General features: G+C 72.6%; 13 protein-coding genes. 9 read left to right on the forward strand and 4 right to left on the reverse strand.

The window, feature by feature from the left end; translation table 11 throughout:
• Nucleotides 1-104 precede the first annotated feature (104 nt).
• Both ACIPSE_RS37210 and ACIPSE_RS37215 read left to right on the forward strand, forming a co-directional pair.
• Entirely contained in the window at nucleotides 105-1,490 is a 1,386-nt protein-coding gene (locus ACIPSE_RS37210) for a transcriptional regulator (protein WP_401671814.1), read from the forward strand.
• 200 nt (nucleotides 1,491-1,690) lie between these two features.
• Complete coding sequence (locus ACIPSE_RS37215) at nucleotides 1,691-3,325, forward strand: hypothetical protein (RefSeq protein ID WP_401671817.1); 1,635 nt, start codon at nucleotides 1,691-1,693, stop codon at nucleotides 3,323-3,325.
• Between the two features lie 23 nt (nucleotides 3,326-3,348).
• Here the strand turns inward: ACIPSE_RS37215 and ACIPSE_RS37220 are convergent, their stop codons facing one another.
• On the reverse strand, nucleotides 3,349-4,656 hold the full coding sequence (locus ACIPSE_RS37220) for an ABC transporter substrate-binding protein (protein ID WP_401671819.1): 1,308 nt from the start codon (nucleotides 4,654-4,656) through the stop codon (nucleotides 3,349-3,351).
• Between the two features lie 117 nt (nucleotides 4,657-4,773).
• Here ACIPSE_RS37220 and ACIPSE_RS37225 point away from each other — a divergent pair, with 117 nt between their 5' ends.
• Both ACIPSE_RS37225 and purU read left to right on the forward strand, forming a co-directional pair.
• The gene (locus ACIPSE_RS37225) at nucleotides 4,774-5,274 is read left to right on the forward strand and encodes a hypothetical protein (RefSeq protein ID WP_401671821.1); all 501 of its coding nucleotides are present in this window, start codon (nucleotides 4,774-4,776) and stop codon (nucleotides 5,272-5,274) included.
• A 46-nt stretch (nucleotides 5,275-5,320) separates the two neighbouring features.
• Nucleotides 5,321-6,202: a formyltetrahydrofolate deformylase gene (gene purU / locus ACIPSE_RS37230; protein ID WP_401671824.1), complete on the forward strand. Its 882-nt coding sequence runs from the start codon at nucleotides 5,321-5,323 to the stop codon at nucleotides 6,200-6,202.
• Between the two features lie 106 nt (nucleotides 6,203-6,308).
• Here purU and ACIPSE_RS37235 read toward each other — a convergent pair whose 3' ends face one another.
• Nucleotides 6,309-7,721, reverse strand: a complete 1,413-nt coding sequence (locus ACIPSE_RS37235) for an MDMPI N domain containing protein (protein ID WP_401671827.1) — start codon at nucleotides 7,719-7,721, stop codon at nucleotides 6,309-6,311.
• Nucleotides 7,718-8,299: an RNA polymerase sigma factor gene (locus ACIPSE_RS37240; RefSeq protein ID WP_401671830.1), complete on the reverse strand. Its 582-nt coding sequence runs from the start codon at nucleotides 8,297-8,299 to the stop codon at nucleotides 7,718-7,720. Before ACIPSE_RS37240 ends, ACIPSE_RS37235 begins: the two co-directional genes overlap by 4 nt.
• Nucleotides 8,300-8,666: 367 nt before the next feature.
• Between ACIPSE_RS37240 and ACIPSE_RS37245 the strand changes: the two genes are divergently transcribed.
• Together ACIPSE_RS37245 and ACIPSE_RS37250 are read left to right on the forward strand one after the other, a co-directional pair.
• Entirely contained in the window at nucleotides 8,667-9,041 is a 375-nt protein-coding gene (locus ACIPSE_RS37245; RefSeq protein ID WP_401671832.1) for an STAS domain-containing protein, read from the forward strand.
• A 152-nt stretch (nucleotides 9,042-9,193) separates the two neighbouring features.
• The gene (locus ACIPSE_RS37250) at nucleotides 9,194-9,706 is read left to right on the forward strand and encodes an EF-hand domain-containing protein (protein WP_401671835.1); all 513 of its coding nucleotides are present in this window, start codon (nucleotides 9,194-9,196) and stop codon (nucleotides 9,704-9,706) included.
• Here the strand turns inward: ACIPSE_RS37250 and ACIPSE_RS37255 are convergent.
• Nucleotides 9,685-11,196 carry a class I adenylate-forming enzyme family protein gene (locus tag ACIPSE_RS37255; RefSeq protein WP_401671837.1) on the reverse strand — a complete coding sequence of 504 codons (1,512 nt, stop codon included), beginning with the start codon at nucleotides 11,194-11,196 and terminating at the stop codon, nucleotides 9,685-9,687. The genes ACIPSE_RS37250 and ACIPSE_RS37255 overlap by 22 nt on opposite strands.
• A gap of 114 nt (nucleotides 11,197-11,310) precedes the next feature.
• Between ACIPSE_RS37255 and ACIPSE_RS37260 the strand changes: the two genes are divergently transcribed.
• From ACIPSE_RS37260 to ACIPSE_RS37270, 3 genes are read left to right on the forward strand one after another with little or no spacing between them, the layout of a single operon-like run.
• Entirely contained in the window at nucleotides 11,311-12,516 is a 1,206-nt protein-coding gene (locus ACIPSE_RS37260; protein WP_401671840.1) for an amidohydrolase family protein, read from the forward strand.
• Nucleotides 12,516-13,649 (forward strand): acyl-CoA dehydrogenase family protein, encoded by a 1,134-nt coding sequence (locus tag ACIPSE_RS37265; protein WP_401671842.1) that lies wholly within the window; start codon nucleotides 12,516-12,518, stop codon nucleotides 13,647-13,649. Before ACIPSE_RS37260 ends, ACIPSE_RS37265 begins: the two co-directional genes overlap by 1 nt.
• 8 nt (nucleotides 13,650-13,657) lie before the next feature.
• Entirely contained in the window at nucleotides 13,658-14,533 is an 876-nt protein-coding gene (locus ACIPSE_RS37270) for an acyl-CoA dehydrogenase family protein (RefSeq protein ID WP_401671845.1), read from the forward strand.
• Nucleotides 14,534-14,971: the final 438 nt, after the last annotated feature.

Raw genomic sequence — 14,971 nt, forward strand, 5'->3', positions numbered from 1 at the left:
CGATCTTCACGGCCGGATCTTTTCGGTGGAAGACACGTCAACCCGGTGCACGGGAAGGCACCGCAGCCTCGGGCTGTGAGCTGCCAGAAAGCAGGGGGTACGCCATGGCCGCAAGGCCGCTTGTCGCGCGGCAGCCGAACGAACGGCTGCAGGCGCTGATTCAGGAAGCGGGGTGCTCGAACGCCGGGCTGGCCCGAAGGGTCAACATGTGCGGCGCCGAGCACGGTCTCGACCTGCGCTACGACAAGACGTCCGTGGCCCGCTGGCTGCGCGGCCAGCAGCCGCGGGGACGGGCGCCCGCGATCATCGCGGAGGCGCTCGGGCGCAAACTGGGCCGGACGGTCACGATCGACGAGATCGGCATGGCCAACGGCAAGAACCTCGCCTCCGGCGTCGGTCTCCAGTTCTCGCCGACGGTGCTGGGGGCCATCGAGCAGGTCTGCGAGCTGTGGCGCAGCGACGTGGGCCGCCGCGACTTCCTGTCCGGGTCCTCGGTCGCCGCGTCCGCGCTCGTCGAGCCGAGCCGGGACTGGCTGATCTCGTCCCCCGACTCGCAGGTGGCGCGGTCCGCGGGACCCCGGGTCGGACAGTCCGACGTGGCCGCCGTGAAGGCCATGACGCAGGCACTGGTCGACCTCGACCACCAGTACGGCAGCGGGCATGTGCGCCCGGTCGTCGTGCACTACCTCAACAGTGTCGTCAGCGGGCTGCTCGCCGGGTCGTACCGCGAGGCCGTCGGACGGGACCTGTTCGCGGCCGTCGCCCGACTCACCGAACTCGCCGGGTACATGGCCATCGACACCGGTCAACCCGGCCTGGCCCAGCGGTACTACATCCAGGCGCTGCGCCTGGCCCAGGCCGCGGGCGACCGCGGGTACGGCGGGTACGTCCTCGCCGCGTCCATGAGCCATCTCGCCGCGCAGCTCGGAAACCCGCGCGAGATCGCCCAGTTGGCGCGGGCGGCGCAGGAGGGGGCGCGCGGCCGGGTCACCCCGCGCGCGGAGTCGATGTTCCACGCGGCGGAGGCCCGCGGGCACGCGCTCCTCGGGGACGCGCGCGCGGCCCAGCTGGCGTCCGGGCGGGCGGTCGGCGCGCTGGAGGCCGCGGACCCGGACTCCGGGGACGACCCGCCGTGGATCCAGCACTTCGACGAGGCCTATCTCGCCGACGAGTTGGCGCACTGCCACCGCGACCTCGGCCAGGCCGACGCGGCGGCCCGGCGCGCGCAGGAGGCGCTGGACGCGCTCCCGGAGACCAAGGCGCGGCGCCGCGCCATCGGGTACGTCCTGCTCGCCACCGCGCTGGTGCAGCAGCGCGAGGTCGAACAGGCCTGCCACACCGGCCTGAAGGCCGTGGAACTGCTGGAGACCCTGCGCTCCAACCGGGGCGCCGAGTACCTGGAGGATTTCCAGACCCGGCTCGAACCGTTCCGGGAGGAGCCCGTGGTAAGGGAGTTCGGGGCGCGCGTCGAGTTGCAGGCCGCCGCGTGAAACCCGTGGCCACGCGCGCGTGAACACAGCGGAAACGAAGGCCAGTAGGGCGAAAGGGGGTGCACGGAGCGGACAGGAGCCCGGTCTGTTACCGCCGTCACAGGGACGTACGTCACGCCCGGTGCTGCGTGGCACCGGGCTCGGGGGACCCGGTAGCGTGAGCCGACGATTCACAAGGTCCCCCATTAGTAGGAGTCCCGGTGACGCAGAGTGGACAGGGCGAGGAGCCCTCGCAGCGCGTGGCGCGCGAAGGCATCGTGCTGCCCTCCGACGGTGGCGAACCGCTGCTGCCGGGCATGGCGGGCGGACCGGTCGGCCCCCACATCCCCGCGCAGCCCACGCCCCCCGCCCCCGCCGCGCCTCCCGGCGGCCAGTCCTGGGGCAACGCCTGGGGCCCCGAGCAGCAGGCGCCGGCCCCGCAGCCGGGTGACGGCTGGGGCGCCCAGCAGGGCCAGTCGTGGAGCGCTCCGGACCCCTACGGGCCGCAGACGCAGCAGTGGAGCGCGCAGGATCTCTCGGGCGGCGTACCGGAGCAGCCGCAGGCGGGCGGCCAGGCGCCCGGCGGCGCCTACGACGCGGACCAGCCCACCTCCTACTACCTGCCCCCGGCCGGCCAGGACACCCCGGCGGCCCCGCCCCAGGCGGCGCACCCCGGGTACGACGCCGACCAGGCGACCTCCTACTACCTGCCCCCGGTCGCCGGAACCGGCGTGAGCGCGCCGCTGCCGCCCGCCGACCCCTACGGGAACCCGGCCGGGAACGGCGCCTCCACCGGCGTACCGCTGCCGCCCGTGGACGAGGGCGCCACGCAGTACATCCCGCCCGTCCAGGCACAGGGCCCCTACGGGCAGCCGGCGCCCGACGAGGGGGCGACGCAGTTCATCCCGCCGGTCGGGCCGGGGGCGCTCCCGCCGGAGGTGCCGGCCGGGGGCGGGCAGCCGCAGTTCCCGGGGCAGCAGCCGCACGCGGCCGGGCCGGACGCGCAGGCCACCCAGTTCATCCCGCCGGTGACGGACGACAGTCGGCAGCCGCCCTCCGAGTTCGACAACCTCTTCCGGGACGACGCCGCCGGGGCCGCCCCGTCCACGCAGCAGCTGCCGCGCTTCGACCAGGCGGCGCCCCCGCCCGCGTACGCCGCGCCGCAGCCGTCGTACGGCTCGCCTGGGCGGCGGGCCGCCGCCCCGGACCGGGACGGCGGGCGTCCGCGCTCGCGGGTGCCGGTCATCGCGGCCGTCGGGATCGGGATCGCCGTGCTCGGCATCGGCGCGGGCGCGCTGATGGCCGGGGGCGGCGGGGACGACAAGAGCGACGCCAACCAGCCGGTCTCCGCGACCGCGCCCGCCACCGAGGAATCCGCCTCGCCGTCCTCCGACGCCGTCAAGGAGCAGGCGGTGGCGCTGGACAAGCTGCTCGCGGACAGCGGGAACAGCCGCTCGTCGGTGATCAGCGCCGTGGCGGACGTGAAGGCGTGCAAGGACCTCGGGCAGGCGGGCACCGATCTGCGCAACGCGGCCACCCAGCGCAACGACCTGGTGACCCGGCTCGGCGAGCTGTCCGTGGACCAGCTCCCGGACCACGAGAAGCTGACCAGCGCGCTCACCGACGCGTGGAAGGCGTCCGCCTCCGCCGACACCCACTACGCGGCCTGGGCCGACCAGGTCGGCGCGAAGAAGAACAAGCTCTGCCGCAAGGGCCAGGCCAGTTCCACCGGCCAGACCCAGCAGGGCAACCGGGCCAGCGGCGAGGCGACCACCGCGAAGAAGACGGCCGCCCAGCTGTGGAACACGATCGCCAAGCAGTACGGCCTGACCGAGCGCACCTACACCCAGCTCTGATGCCCGCGGCGGCCTGACAGGCCCTAGCCGACGTCGGCGGACTCCAGGGTCTTGCTGACGTCGGTGAAGTCCTTGGTCACCGACACCAGCCGGCCGCGGCGCACCGCCTGGAGCATCACGTCGGTGTTGACGAGCCGGGGCAGCCCGATGACGGCGAGCCCTTCGTCGTAGCCCCAGCTCAGGGTGGGGGTCAGACCGCCGGTGCTGATCTTCAGGCCGCCGTCGAGGCTCCGCCGGATCGCGGAGCCGGTCACCTCGCCGCCGTCGATGGACTCCACGACCGCCTTCAGGACGGTGTACGCGAGCCAGGTGGTCTGCACCCCGGTGTCGTCGGCGTCGATGCGGTTGTCGGAGAAGGCCTGCTCCTTGATGACCTTCTTCATCCCGTCCCAGCGCTTGTCGGTGGAGGGCGGGTACCAGCCGGAGATGTACGCCCCCTCGTAGGGGCCCGACGCCCCGCCGGAGGCGTCGATCACGGTCTGGTCGACGCTGCCCATGACGGTGGCCACCCGCACGTCCGGGTAGTCCTCGCGGGCGCGCCGGAAGGAGTCCATGAAGGTGCTGGTGCGGTCGCCGAGGGCCGGTATCACGCAGCCCTTCTTCGCCGGGTCGGTCGTCACCCGGCCGAGGGCGCGCTCGGACTGGACGGAGTACTCGGTGGCGTCCTCGGCGGCCAGCTGGTCGGCCGCCGCCGCGTGCCGGCCCGCCTGGAGGCCGGAGTCGAGCATGGTGTGCAGTTCGTCGCCCGCGATGCTGTCGGGCCGCACGAGCGCGACGGGCCCGCACACGCCGCCCAGTTCCTCGCCGAGTCCGGCGAGCAGGCTGGGCTGGCCGCCGTTGACGGGGTACGACAGAGGGCTGTCGAACTCGGAGTTGGTGATGCCGAAGCCGCCTATGTAGGGGATGTCGGCGCTCTCCAGGGTGGGCAGGAACGCGTCGGCGTGCTGGCTGTAGGAGCCGACGACCGCGACGACGTTCTCGTCGGCGGCGCGCTGGGCGCACCGGGCGGCGGAGACGGTGTCGTTGTGGTCGTTGCAGACGAGGACCTGGAGCTTGCGGCCGTCGATGCCGCCCTGGGAGTTCACCCAGCGCGCGTACGCCTGGGCGAAGGCGGGCATTCCGGGCTTGTTGGTGGCGCGCGTGTCCATCGGCGCCCACGTCATGACCTTGATGGTGTCGTCCCCGGAGCCCCCCGTGACACCGGGGATGACACCACATCCGACGGCGAGCGACGCGCAGGCCGCCAAGGCCCCCGCCGCGAGGGCGGTGGCTCTGGCGGGCCGCTTGAACTCGGGGAGGAAGGTGCTGCGCGTACGTCGCCTGCCGGTCATGTCCACACACGCTTCCGCCACATGGCCAACCCGGGAGTGACTTACGGTCGACGTAGGGTGACGTGAAGGTGAATTGCGGGGGCCGGTGCGACGCGTGTGACGAGGAACGTACGATCGATGACCGTGCAAGGTTCGGAGAAGTCTTCCCGTCGCGGCCGTCGCTCATCCACCATGGGCGACATGCCACTCAACGACATGCCGTGGTGGCGCTGGCGCAGCAATGTGCGCTCCGCGCTGCACATGCTCTCCGACCCGGCGTTCCAGCGTGACGTCTGGCTGGCCGGCGTCGAGGGGTACGGCGACGTCACCGACGCCGTCTACCGCCTCGTCGAGGACACCTGGCTCGACAACTGGTCCGCCGAGAAGTACGTCGGCACGATCTTCCGGGACTCCCAGGAGGCGGCGCTCGTCGACACCGCCGTGCTGCGCGTCCTGCGGATCATGCACCAGGCCGGGCCGGACGCCCCCGTCTCCGTGTACATGGAGAACCCGGGCTGGCCCGAGGCCGTGCGCGCCGCCCGGGACGCCCACGTACGGATGGCGACCGCCGACGGCGAGGAGCCGGACACGCCGCCGCGGACCCTCCAGGTGCTGCAGATCATGACGCGTTCCGCGTGACGGACGCGTTCCCGGCGGCGCCGCCGGGCGTGAGACCCTGTCCCGCATGAACGAGCAGTCCGCCCGGGCCGCGGCCCCCGCCGAGCAGTACGTCCTCACGCTCTCCTGCCCCGACAAGCAGGGCATCGTGCACGCCGTGTCGAGCTACCTCTTCATGACCGGCTGCAACATCGAGGACAGCCAGCAGTTCGGCGACCACGACACGGGTCTGTTCTTCATGCGGGTCCACTTCTCGGCGGAGGCGCCGGTGACGGTGGACAAGCTGCGGGCCAGCTTCGCCGCGATCGGTGACTCCTTCCACATGGACTGGCAGATCCACCGGGCCGAGGACCGGATGAAGGTCGTCCTCATGGTCAGCAAGTTCGGCCACTGCCTCAACGACCTGCTCTTCCGCGCCAGCATCGGCGCCCTGCCCGTCGACATCGCGGCCGTGGTCTCCAACCACACCGACTTCGCCGAGCTCGTGGGCTCCTACGACCTTCCCTTCCACCACATTCCGGTGACGCGGGAGAACAAGGCCGAGGCGGAGGCGCGGCTGCTGGAGCTGGTACGCGAGGAGGGCGTCGAGCTCGTCGTCCTCGCCCGCTACATGCAGGTCCTCTCGGACGACCTGTGCAAGCAGCTCAGCGGGCGGATCATCAACATCCACCACTCCTTCCTGCCGAGCTTCAAGGGAGCCAAGCCGTACCACCAGGCGCATGCGCGCGGTGTGAAGCTGATCGGTGCCACCGCGCACTACGTCACCGCCGACCTCGACGAGGGGCCGATCATCGAGCAGGAGGTCGAGCGGGTCGGTCACGACGTCACGCCGGACCAGCTGGTCGCCATCGGGCGGGACGTCGAGTGCCAGGCGCTGGCGCGGGCGGTCAAGTGGCACGCGGAGCGGCGCATCCTGCTGAACGGGCGACGGACGGTCGTCTTCGCGTAGGCCTCGCGGCGGCCGGCTGAGGGTCCGTTGCCGGGTGCGGCACGGATGTGGCTGGTCGCGCAGTTCCCCGCGCCCCTGAAAGGCATGGGTCTTCGCCGCCACATGTCTACATCCGGCTCAGTGACGCCGTCGCGAACAGGACGTCGTTGATCGCCTCGGGGTCGCCCACCTGCCCCGCCGCCGCCTCCGTCGGGGACACATGGCCGGCCGCGAGGTGGCAGAACTCGACCCCGTCGAGGGCGATGTGCGCCACCTCGTGCGCGGCGGAGCCGATCGCGGCGGGGGAGTCGAGGGGGATCAGCCACTCGCCCCCGCCCAGCCCCTCGATCTCCAGCCGCAGACTGCGCCCCGGCTGCCCGGCCACGCCGAGATGACGCCCCCGGGCCGGCGCGGCCAGCCCCTGTCGCCGGCGCTCGGCCAGCGCGGCGGGCAGCATGCGGGCCGCGAGGTCGATCATGCGGTTGAGGTGGCGCGGCGACGGCGGCTGGTACGGGTAGTCGACCGCGTCGGCGATGTCCTCCGCGTGGATCCAGCACTCGAAGGCCCGGTCCAGCATGGCGTCGTGCAGGGGCAGTTCGAAGGCGCCGTAGGAGACGGCGAGCTTCCCGGCGCCGGTCCCGGTGAAGGAGACGGTGCGGACCAGGTCGTGGCTCTGCTCCCGCCACGGGGTGCGCACCGCGCGGGTCGGCGGGAAGTGGGAGCCGCGCCAGTACGCCTCCGTGCGGTCGGCCGGGGTGGGTGCCCCGGACGCGGCGTCGCCGAGCGGGTCGTCGAGTCCGAGGGCCACGCCGACCAGGCCGTCGACGGTCAGGAGATGGGCGATGACCCCGGCCACGGTGGTCCGGCGGCTGGTGGCCTTGTCGCCCTCGAACCAGCGCAGCCGCACCGGCGCGTGCCACTCGGAGTCGCCCATGTCGCGCAGCAGCGCGTCGAGGCGGGCGGTCTCGGCGTCGTACGGCGTGGCCCAGGCGGGCACCGGGATACGGGGCGGGCGGCGCTCCAGGCAGGCGTCCAGGACGCGGGTGCGCAGGGCGGGGTCCAGGTCGAGGCTCTCCGGCGGGTGGAGCAGGCCGACCGCGTCGCGCAGCCGCAGCGCCTCGTCGGCGCAGGTGCCGCACAGCCCCAGGTGGTCCTCGACGGCCGCGGCCTCCTCCGGCGAGCAGGCGGCGAGGGCCCACGCGCCGAGGAGCGACTTCAGGACGGGGTGGTCGAGCACGAGCGGCGGCGCCGTCGGCTCCGGCGGTCCGTCCAGGTCGGGCAGGGGGCGTCCGGTGTCCTCGATCGAGGCGCGCGGGAGCGGTATGCGGGGTGGGCGGGTGCCGCCGGTGACGGTCGGGCCGCTCCCGCCGTCCCCGCCTCCGCCGTCGGTGTCTCCGTCCCCGTGGCCGTGGCCGCCGGGGGCGCCGTGCGCGGGTCCGGCGGACGTGTCGCCGCTCCGCTCGGCGTCGGTGTCGTCCCGCCCGGGTTCCTCCGGGCCCTCGTGCTCGTCGTACGCCTCGTGCCGGCCGGCCCGCGTCACAGGGCACCCCCGTGGCCGGGAGGGGCTCCGGGGGTGGCCGCCTCGTGGGCGGTGGAGAGCAGCTGGAGGCCCAGGCGCAGGCGGCGGCGGGCCTCGTCCTCGGTGACACCGAGGTCGGCGGCGGTCTGGCGGTAGTCGCGGCGCTGGAAGTAGGCGAGGTCCAGGGCGGCGCGCAGCGGGGCCGGCATGGAGGTGACGATGTAGTCGGCGCGGGCGGCGACCGAGGCGTGGCGGACCTTGCGCTCCAGTTCCTCCAGGGAGCCGTGGCCCGCCTCGGCGAGCGCGGCCGTCTCCGTGGCGTGCAGGCGCCGTACGGCGAGGTGGTGGGTGAGGCCGGCGATCCAGGAGCGCAGGGGGCCCTGTTTGGGGTCGTAGGCGTCGGGGTGCTGCCAGACGTGGGTGAAGACCTCACGGGTGAGGGCGTCGGCGGCGTGCTCGTCGCCGAGGACGCGGTGGGCGAGGCCGTGCACCAGGGAGGCGAAGCGGTCGTAGAGTTCGCCGAGGGCCGCCGCCTCGCCGCGTGCCAGACGCTGCTGCATCTTGCGGTCCCAGCGGGGCGGTGCGTCCTTCTTCGCCATGGAGCCCCCTCGCCCTGTCGCGTACCCCGGCGTGCCCGTCAAGCCTGGACCCACCGTCTCCTCGAATGTAGTCGGCACCTGTGACAGCGCACGCCCCTTTGTCGCATTGCACGCCCCCCGGAGAAGCCGCGGGTGCCCCGGACGATGTTCCTCCACCTGCGCGGAGGTCCTCACCTCTCGTTCATGGTGCGCGCATCCACGATCGAACAGGATCGAAGACGGCTAGAACAAGCCTCTTCCGATCCGTTCTCGTTTCCGGCGCGGTGTTTCAGGGAACCGCCGGTGGGCAGCCGCGCTGCAGGGATGCGTAAGGAGCGCTTCCGTTTCCCCGTGTTTGCGGGGAGTTCCGGCGAACGAAGGGCGTGGTGTGGCGTTCAACGTGAGCGGCGGCGAGCACGGGGACTGGGCCGTGCTGCATGTGTCGGGCGAACTGGACCTGGTGACGTCGCCCGTGCTGCGGCAGCGGGTGCACGACGTGGTCGCCGAGGGGCGCCACGCGCTCGTCCTCGACCTCTCCGAGGTCTTCTTCTGCGACTCCAGCGGGGTCGGTGTCCTCATCGCCTCGCGGCGGCTGATCCGGTCCTGCCAGGGCAGCCTGCGGCTGATACTCCCGGACCGGGGGGCGGTGGAGGGCTCGCACGTGAACCGGGTGCTGGGGGCGCTGGGCGTCCGCCGGCTCTTCGACGTCCACGTGGACCTGAGCTCGGCCGTCAAGGACGAGGTGGGTCCCCTCTCGGCGTGAGCCGTGTGCCCCGTCCTGCCCCGGCGTGCCACGTTGTTGTCCCGAAATTCCCCCGGTCCTGGCACAACCGACGCTTTCCGCCGCCCGCCGCGCGCCGCGCGTCGTACGCTCCGTGGCAGGTGCACCCCCGACGTAAGGCGGCCCGAGAAGACATGGTCAGCAGCGAGTACGAGCGCAGGATCGCCGCCCGGTTCGCCGGTTTCGACCAGGACGGCAACGGCTACATCGACCGGGAGGACTTCAGCGCGGCGGCCAAGGGCCTGCTCGCGGAGTTCGGTACGACGGCCCGGTCGGACAAGGGCCAGGCGCTGTACGCCGGCGCCGAGGCGTTCTGGCAGGGCATGGCGGGCATAGCGGACCGCGACGGCGACCAGCGGATCACCAGGGACGAGTTCGTCAACGGAGCCGTGAAGCGGCTGCGGGACAACCCGGAGCGGTTCGCCGAGATCGCCCGCCCCTTCCTGCACGCGGCGCTCGACGTCGCCGGCAAGGGCGGCGACGGCACGGTCTCCGTCGAGGACACCGCCCGGGTCATCCGCATCCTGGGCGTCCCCGAGGAGATCGCCCTCGCGGCGGCGGCGTCCCTGGACGGCGACGGGGACGGAAAGGTCGGCGAGGCGGAGATCGTGCCCGCCTTCGCCCGCTACTTCACCGTGCCCGAGTAGCGCTCCCGCAGCTTGTACTTGAGCACCTTGCGCAGCGCGTCGTTGCGCGGGAGGGCGTCCACCACCTCCAGGCGTTCCGGCAGTTTGTGGACGGACAGCCCTTCCGCGCGCAGGTACGACACCAGCGCCTGAAGGGTCGGTTCCGGTGCGTCCGGGTGCCGTTCCACGACCGCGCAGACCAATTCACCGCGCTCGGTGTCCGGGAGGCCGACCACCGCCGCCTCCCCGACCGAGGGGTGCGCCGCGAGCAGGTCCTCTATCTCCTTCGCGGAGATGTTCTCGCCCTTGCGGATGATCACGTCCTTGAGGCGGCCGGTGAGGACGAGATGGCCGGTCGCCGTGACCCGCCCCAGGTCGCCGGTGCGCAGGAAGCCGTCCTCGTCGAAGGCCCGCGCCGACTGCTCCGGGTCCAGATAGCCCTGGCACACCGCCTCGCCGCGCAGCCGGATCTCGCCGTCCACGATCCGGATCTCCATGCCCTGCGGGGGGCGGCCCTCGGTCGTGGCGAGGAGGTCGGGGTCGTCGTCCGGGTCGCCCATCGTGATCATCGGCACCTCGGTCATGCCGTACCCGTGGGTGAGCTGGACGCCCATCTCGCGGACCACGGCGTGGTACACCTCGGGCGGCTTCGGCGCCCCGCCGCCCGCGAGCAGCCGCAGGGTGGGGATCACCTTCTCGCCGGGCGCCAGCCTGCGCTGCTCGGCGAGGAACATCGAGTAGAACGCCGTCGAACCGCCCGCGATGGTCACCCCGTGCTCCCGGTACCCCGCGAGCGCCTCCGGCAGCGCGAACTGCTCGAACATCACCGCCGGGAAGCCGTACAGGAGCAGCATCACCGTGTAGTCGGGGCCCGCTATGTGCGCGTACGGGAAGGCCATCGAGCCCACGTCGTCGGGGGACAGGTGCAGCGCGTGGGCCAGGCAGGAGCCGCCCGCGATCAGGGAACGGTCGGTGTGCCGTACGCCCTTGGGGTCGGAGGTGGTGCCGGAGGTCCAGTAGATCCAGCGCACCGAGGTGCCCTCCGAGGGCGGCGGGGGAAGGACTCCCGGGTCGCCGTCGGGGAGGTCGTCGTACGCCTCGAACAGGCCCTTCGCGCCCAGGCGCCGGCCCATCTCGGCGTGGTCGAAGCCGCGCCACCGGCCGGGCACCGCGAAGTACTCCGCCTTCGACTCCCTGAGCGCGAAGCCGACTTCGCGGTCCCGGTAGAAGGGGATGACCGGTGACTGCACCGCGCCGAGGCGGGCCAGCGCGAAGGAGAGCAGGGCCGTCTCGATCCGGGTCGGCAGCTGCCAGGCGACCACGGTGCCGGGGCGCACGCCCATGCCGTACAGGCCCGCCGCGACGCGCTCGGAGCGGGTGCGCAGGTCGCCGAAGGTGAGGGTGCGGTCGTCCTGGAGGAGGACCGGGCGGTCGGGAGTGAGGTCCGCGCGGCGCGCGACCAGCTCCCACAGGGTGCGGGACGAACTCAGGGAGTGCGGGGTCTCGCTCACGGGTGCCCCCTGCTGCCTTGGCTGACGACTCGTCAGGTGACATGCTATCTGACGAACCATCAGATTCAGCAGGGCCGGACAGCACCCGATACGTACTCCTTGGCGGAGGTGCCCATGACGAGCGAGACGAGCGAACTGCCCCGCATCATCAGCGTCGACGACCACGTGATCGAGCCCGCGCACCTCTTCGAGACCTGGCTGCCCGCGAAGTACCGGGAGCGGGGACCGCAGCCCCTCACCGCCGGGATCGGCGAACTCGCCTACGTCGGCGGCAGGTACCAGATCACGATGGACCCCGACGGGCCGCCCACCGACTGGTGGATCTACGAGGACCTGAAGTTCCCGTACAAGCGCAACATCGCCGCCGTCGGCTTCGACCGGGACGAGATGACCCTGGAGGGGATCACCCGCGAGGAGATGCGGCGCGGCTGCTGGGACCCCAAGGCACGCCTCGCGGACATGGACCTCAACCATGTCGAGGGGTCGCTGTGCTTCCCGACCTTCCCCCGGTTCTGCGGGCAGACCTTCGCCGAGGCGCACGACAAGGAGGTCGCCCTCGCCTGCGTGCGCGCCTACAACGACTGGATGGTCGAGGAGTGGTGCGGGGACAGCGGCGGGCGGCTCATCCCGCTGTGCCTGATCCCGCTGTGGGACGTCGGCCTGGCCGTCGCCGAGATCCGGCGCAACGCCGCGCGCGGGGTACGGGCCGTGACCTTCTCCGAGATCCCCACCCACCTGGGCCTGCCGTCCATCCACTCCGGCCACTGGGACCCGTTCTTCGCGGCGTGCCAGGAGACCGGCACGGTCGTCAACATGCACATCGGCAGCAGCTCCCAGATGCCCGCCGCCTCCCCCGACGCACCGCCCGCCGTCCAGGCCTCCCTCAGCTTCAACAACGCCATGGCCTCGATGATGGACTTCCTGTTCAGCGGCGTCCTGGTGAAGTTCCCGACCCTCAAACTCGCCTACAGCGAGGGCCAGATGGGATGGATCCCGTACGCCCTGGAGCGGGCCGACGACGTGTGGGAGGAGCACCGCGCCTGGGGCGGGGTGCGCGGGACCATCCCCGAGCCGCCGTCGACGTACTACTACCGGCAGATCTTCTGCTGCTTCTTCCGCGACAAGCACGGCGTCGCCTCGCTGGACGTCGTGGGCCGCGACAACGCCACCTTCGAGACCGACTACCCGCACGTCGACTCGACCTTCCCGCACACCAAGGAGGTCGCCCTCGACCATGTGAAGGGCCTCGACGACGAGACGGTCTACAAGCTGATGCGCGGCAACGCCATCCGCATGCTCGGCCTCGACCTGGACCGCTAGTGGACCTGACGTACACCGCCGAGGAGGAGGAGTTCCGGGCCCGGCTCAGGCAGTGGCTCGCCTCCGAGCTGCCCGGACTCCCGCCCCCGCCCCCGCCCGACGACTGGCCCGCCCGCCGCGCCCACGACATGGGCTGGCAGCGCAGGCTCCACGACGCCGGGTACGCCCACGTGCACTGGGACGCCTCCCCGACCCTGCGGCTGATCTTCCTGGAGGAGACCGAGAAGGCCGGGGCGCCCTACGTCGGGGCCGGGTTCGTCGGGCTGCTGCACGCCGGGCCGACCATCGCCGCCGAGGGGACCGAGGAGCAGCGGGCGCGCTGGCTGCCGCCGATCCTGCGCGGCGACGAGGTCTGGTGCCAGGGCTTCAGCGAACCCGGCGCCGGCTCCGACCTCGCCGCGCTGCGCACCCGTGCCCGGCGGGAGGGGGACACCTATGTGGTGAACGGGTCCAAGATCTGGACCTCGCACGCCGAAGTCGCCGACTGGTGCGAGCTGTTGGTGCGCACCGACCCCGACGCCCCCAAGCACCGCGGCATCACCTGGCTCGCCCTGCCCATGGACACCCCGGGCATCACGGTCCGCCCGCTGCGCACCCTCGCCGGGTCCGCGGAGTTCGCCGAGGTGTTCCTCGACGACGTGCGGGTGCCCGTCTCCCACCGGGTCGGCGAGGAGAACGACGGCTGGCGCGTGACGATGGTGACGCTCTCCTTCGAGCGGGGCACCGCCTTCGTCGGGGAAGTCGTCGCCTGCCGTCGCGTCCTGCGCGAACTCGCCGCCGAGGCACGCAAGAACGGACGCTGGGACGACCCGGTGCTCCGGCGGCGGCTGGGCCGGCTCAACGCCGGGTTCCGGGCGCTGTGGCGGCTCACCCAGTGGAACGTGAGCGAGGCGGAGGCCACCGGCGGCGTCCCGGGCGTCGGCGGTTCCGTCTTCAAGCTGAGCTACTCCCACGCCCGGCAGGAGCTGTACGACACGGCCGCCGAGGTGCTCGGCCCCGACGCCCTCGACCTCGACCGGCCCTGGACCCTGGACCGGCTCTCCTCGCTCTCGTACACCATCGCCGCCGGTACCTCCCAGATCCAGCGGAACATCGTGGCCGAGCGCATCCTGGGCCTGCCGAAGGGACGGTGAGCGGTTCCGTGCGTTTCCAACCGACCGATGACCAGAAGGCGTTGCGGGCCGGGATGCGGGAGCTGCTCGCCCGGCGCTTCGACCGGGACGCCCTGCGGGCCGCCGCGGCGCGGCCGGGGCGGCTCGACCGGGCCCTGTGGCGGGAGCTGGGCGGGGCCGGATTCTTCGCGCTGCGCCTGCCGCAGGACGAGGGCGGCGTCGGACTCGGCCTGGTGGAGGCCGTGTTGGTGTTCGAGGAGGCCGGGCGGGCGCTGCTGCCGGGCCCGCTGGTGGCCACCCATCTGGCGGCCGGGACGGTGCCCGGCGCGGACACCGGGGAGACCGTCGTCACGGCCGTCGACGCGGGGCTCGTGGAGTGGCTGGAGGAGGCCGACGTCGTCCTCGTGCGGGGCGGCTCGGCGGACACCGTCGCGCTGCGCTCCCTGGACCCGCTGACCCCGCTGCACCGGGTGCCCGGCACGGACCGCCCCGCCGACCCCGTCGCGGTCCTGCTCACCGCCGCCGAACAGCTCGGCACCGCCGCCCGCGCCTGCGAGCTGGCCGTGCAACACGCCCGGACCCGCGAGCAGTTCGGGCAGCCGATCGGAGCGTTCCAGGCCGTCAAGCATCTCTGCGCCGGGCTGCTCGTACGGGTGGAGGTGGCCCGCGCGGCGGTCTACGCCGCCGCCGTGACCGAGGACCGCGCCGACATCGCCGCCGCCCGGCTGCTCGCCGACGAGGCCGCCGTGCAGGGTGCCCGGGACTGTCTCCAGGTGCACGGCGGCATGGGCTTCACCTGGGAGTCCGAGGTGCATCTGCTGCTCAAGCGGGCCTGGGTGCGGGCGCGGCGCGGCGGGGGCGGGGCGCACGGCGAGGAGCTGCTCGCGGCCGAGCTGACGGCCTGACGGGCCGGGCGGGCGCCACGGACCCGGGCAGGCGTGGGAGCGCGCCCAGGGAATGTCGCGGATTGTGGCGTACCGGAATCACGGAGCGTTGATACCGGGTTGTGTCCTACGCGTGACTTGTCACGGCCTGGAGTCGGGACGCCGCTCCGGTACCTTGTGTGAGATGCGAGTGGTTCCGAGCACGAGCCATGCCGGTGTTGCCTCCGTGGCGGCGCCGGATACGGCGATGCGTGCCACTTCTCGCAGGGCAGGAGTGCTGTGGGCCTCCGCCTGTTCGACCCCTCGGGGCGAGCGTCGCACAGTATGCCGCACGGGTACTCCTTCGCGCTGGAATATGCCCGAAGCGCTTGTTGGGGTGACTGTACGTCAACCATGCTGTCTCGTAAGGGATTCACGTTCAGTGACCCCGACTTCGGCCGTTGTTCTGGTCATGCAAAA

Origin of the sequence: Streptomyces sp. NPDC090106 (genome assembly GCF_044747265.1) — a bacterium.
Classification (GTDB): Bacteria; Actinomycetota; Actinomycetes; order Streptomycetales; family Streptomycetaceae; genus Streptomyces.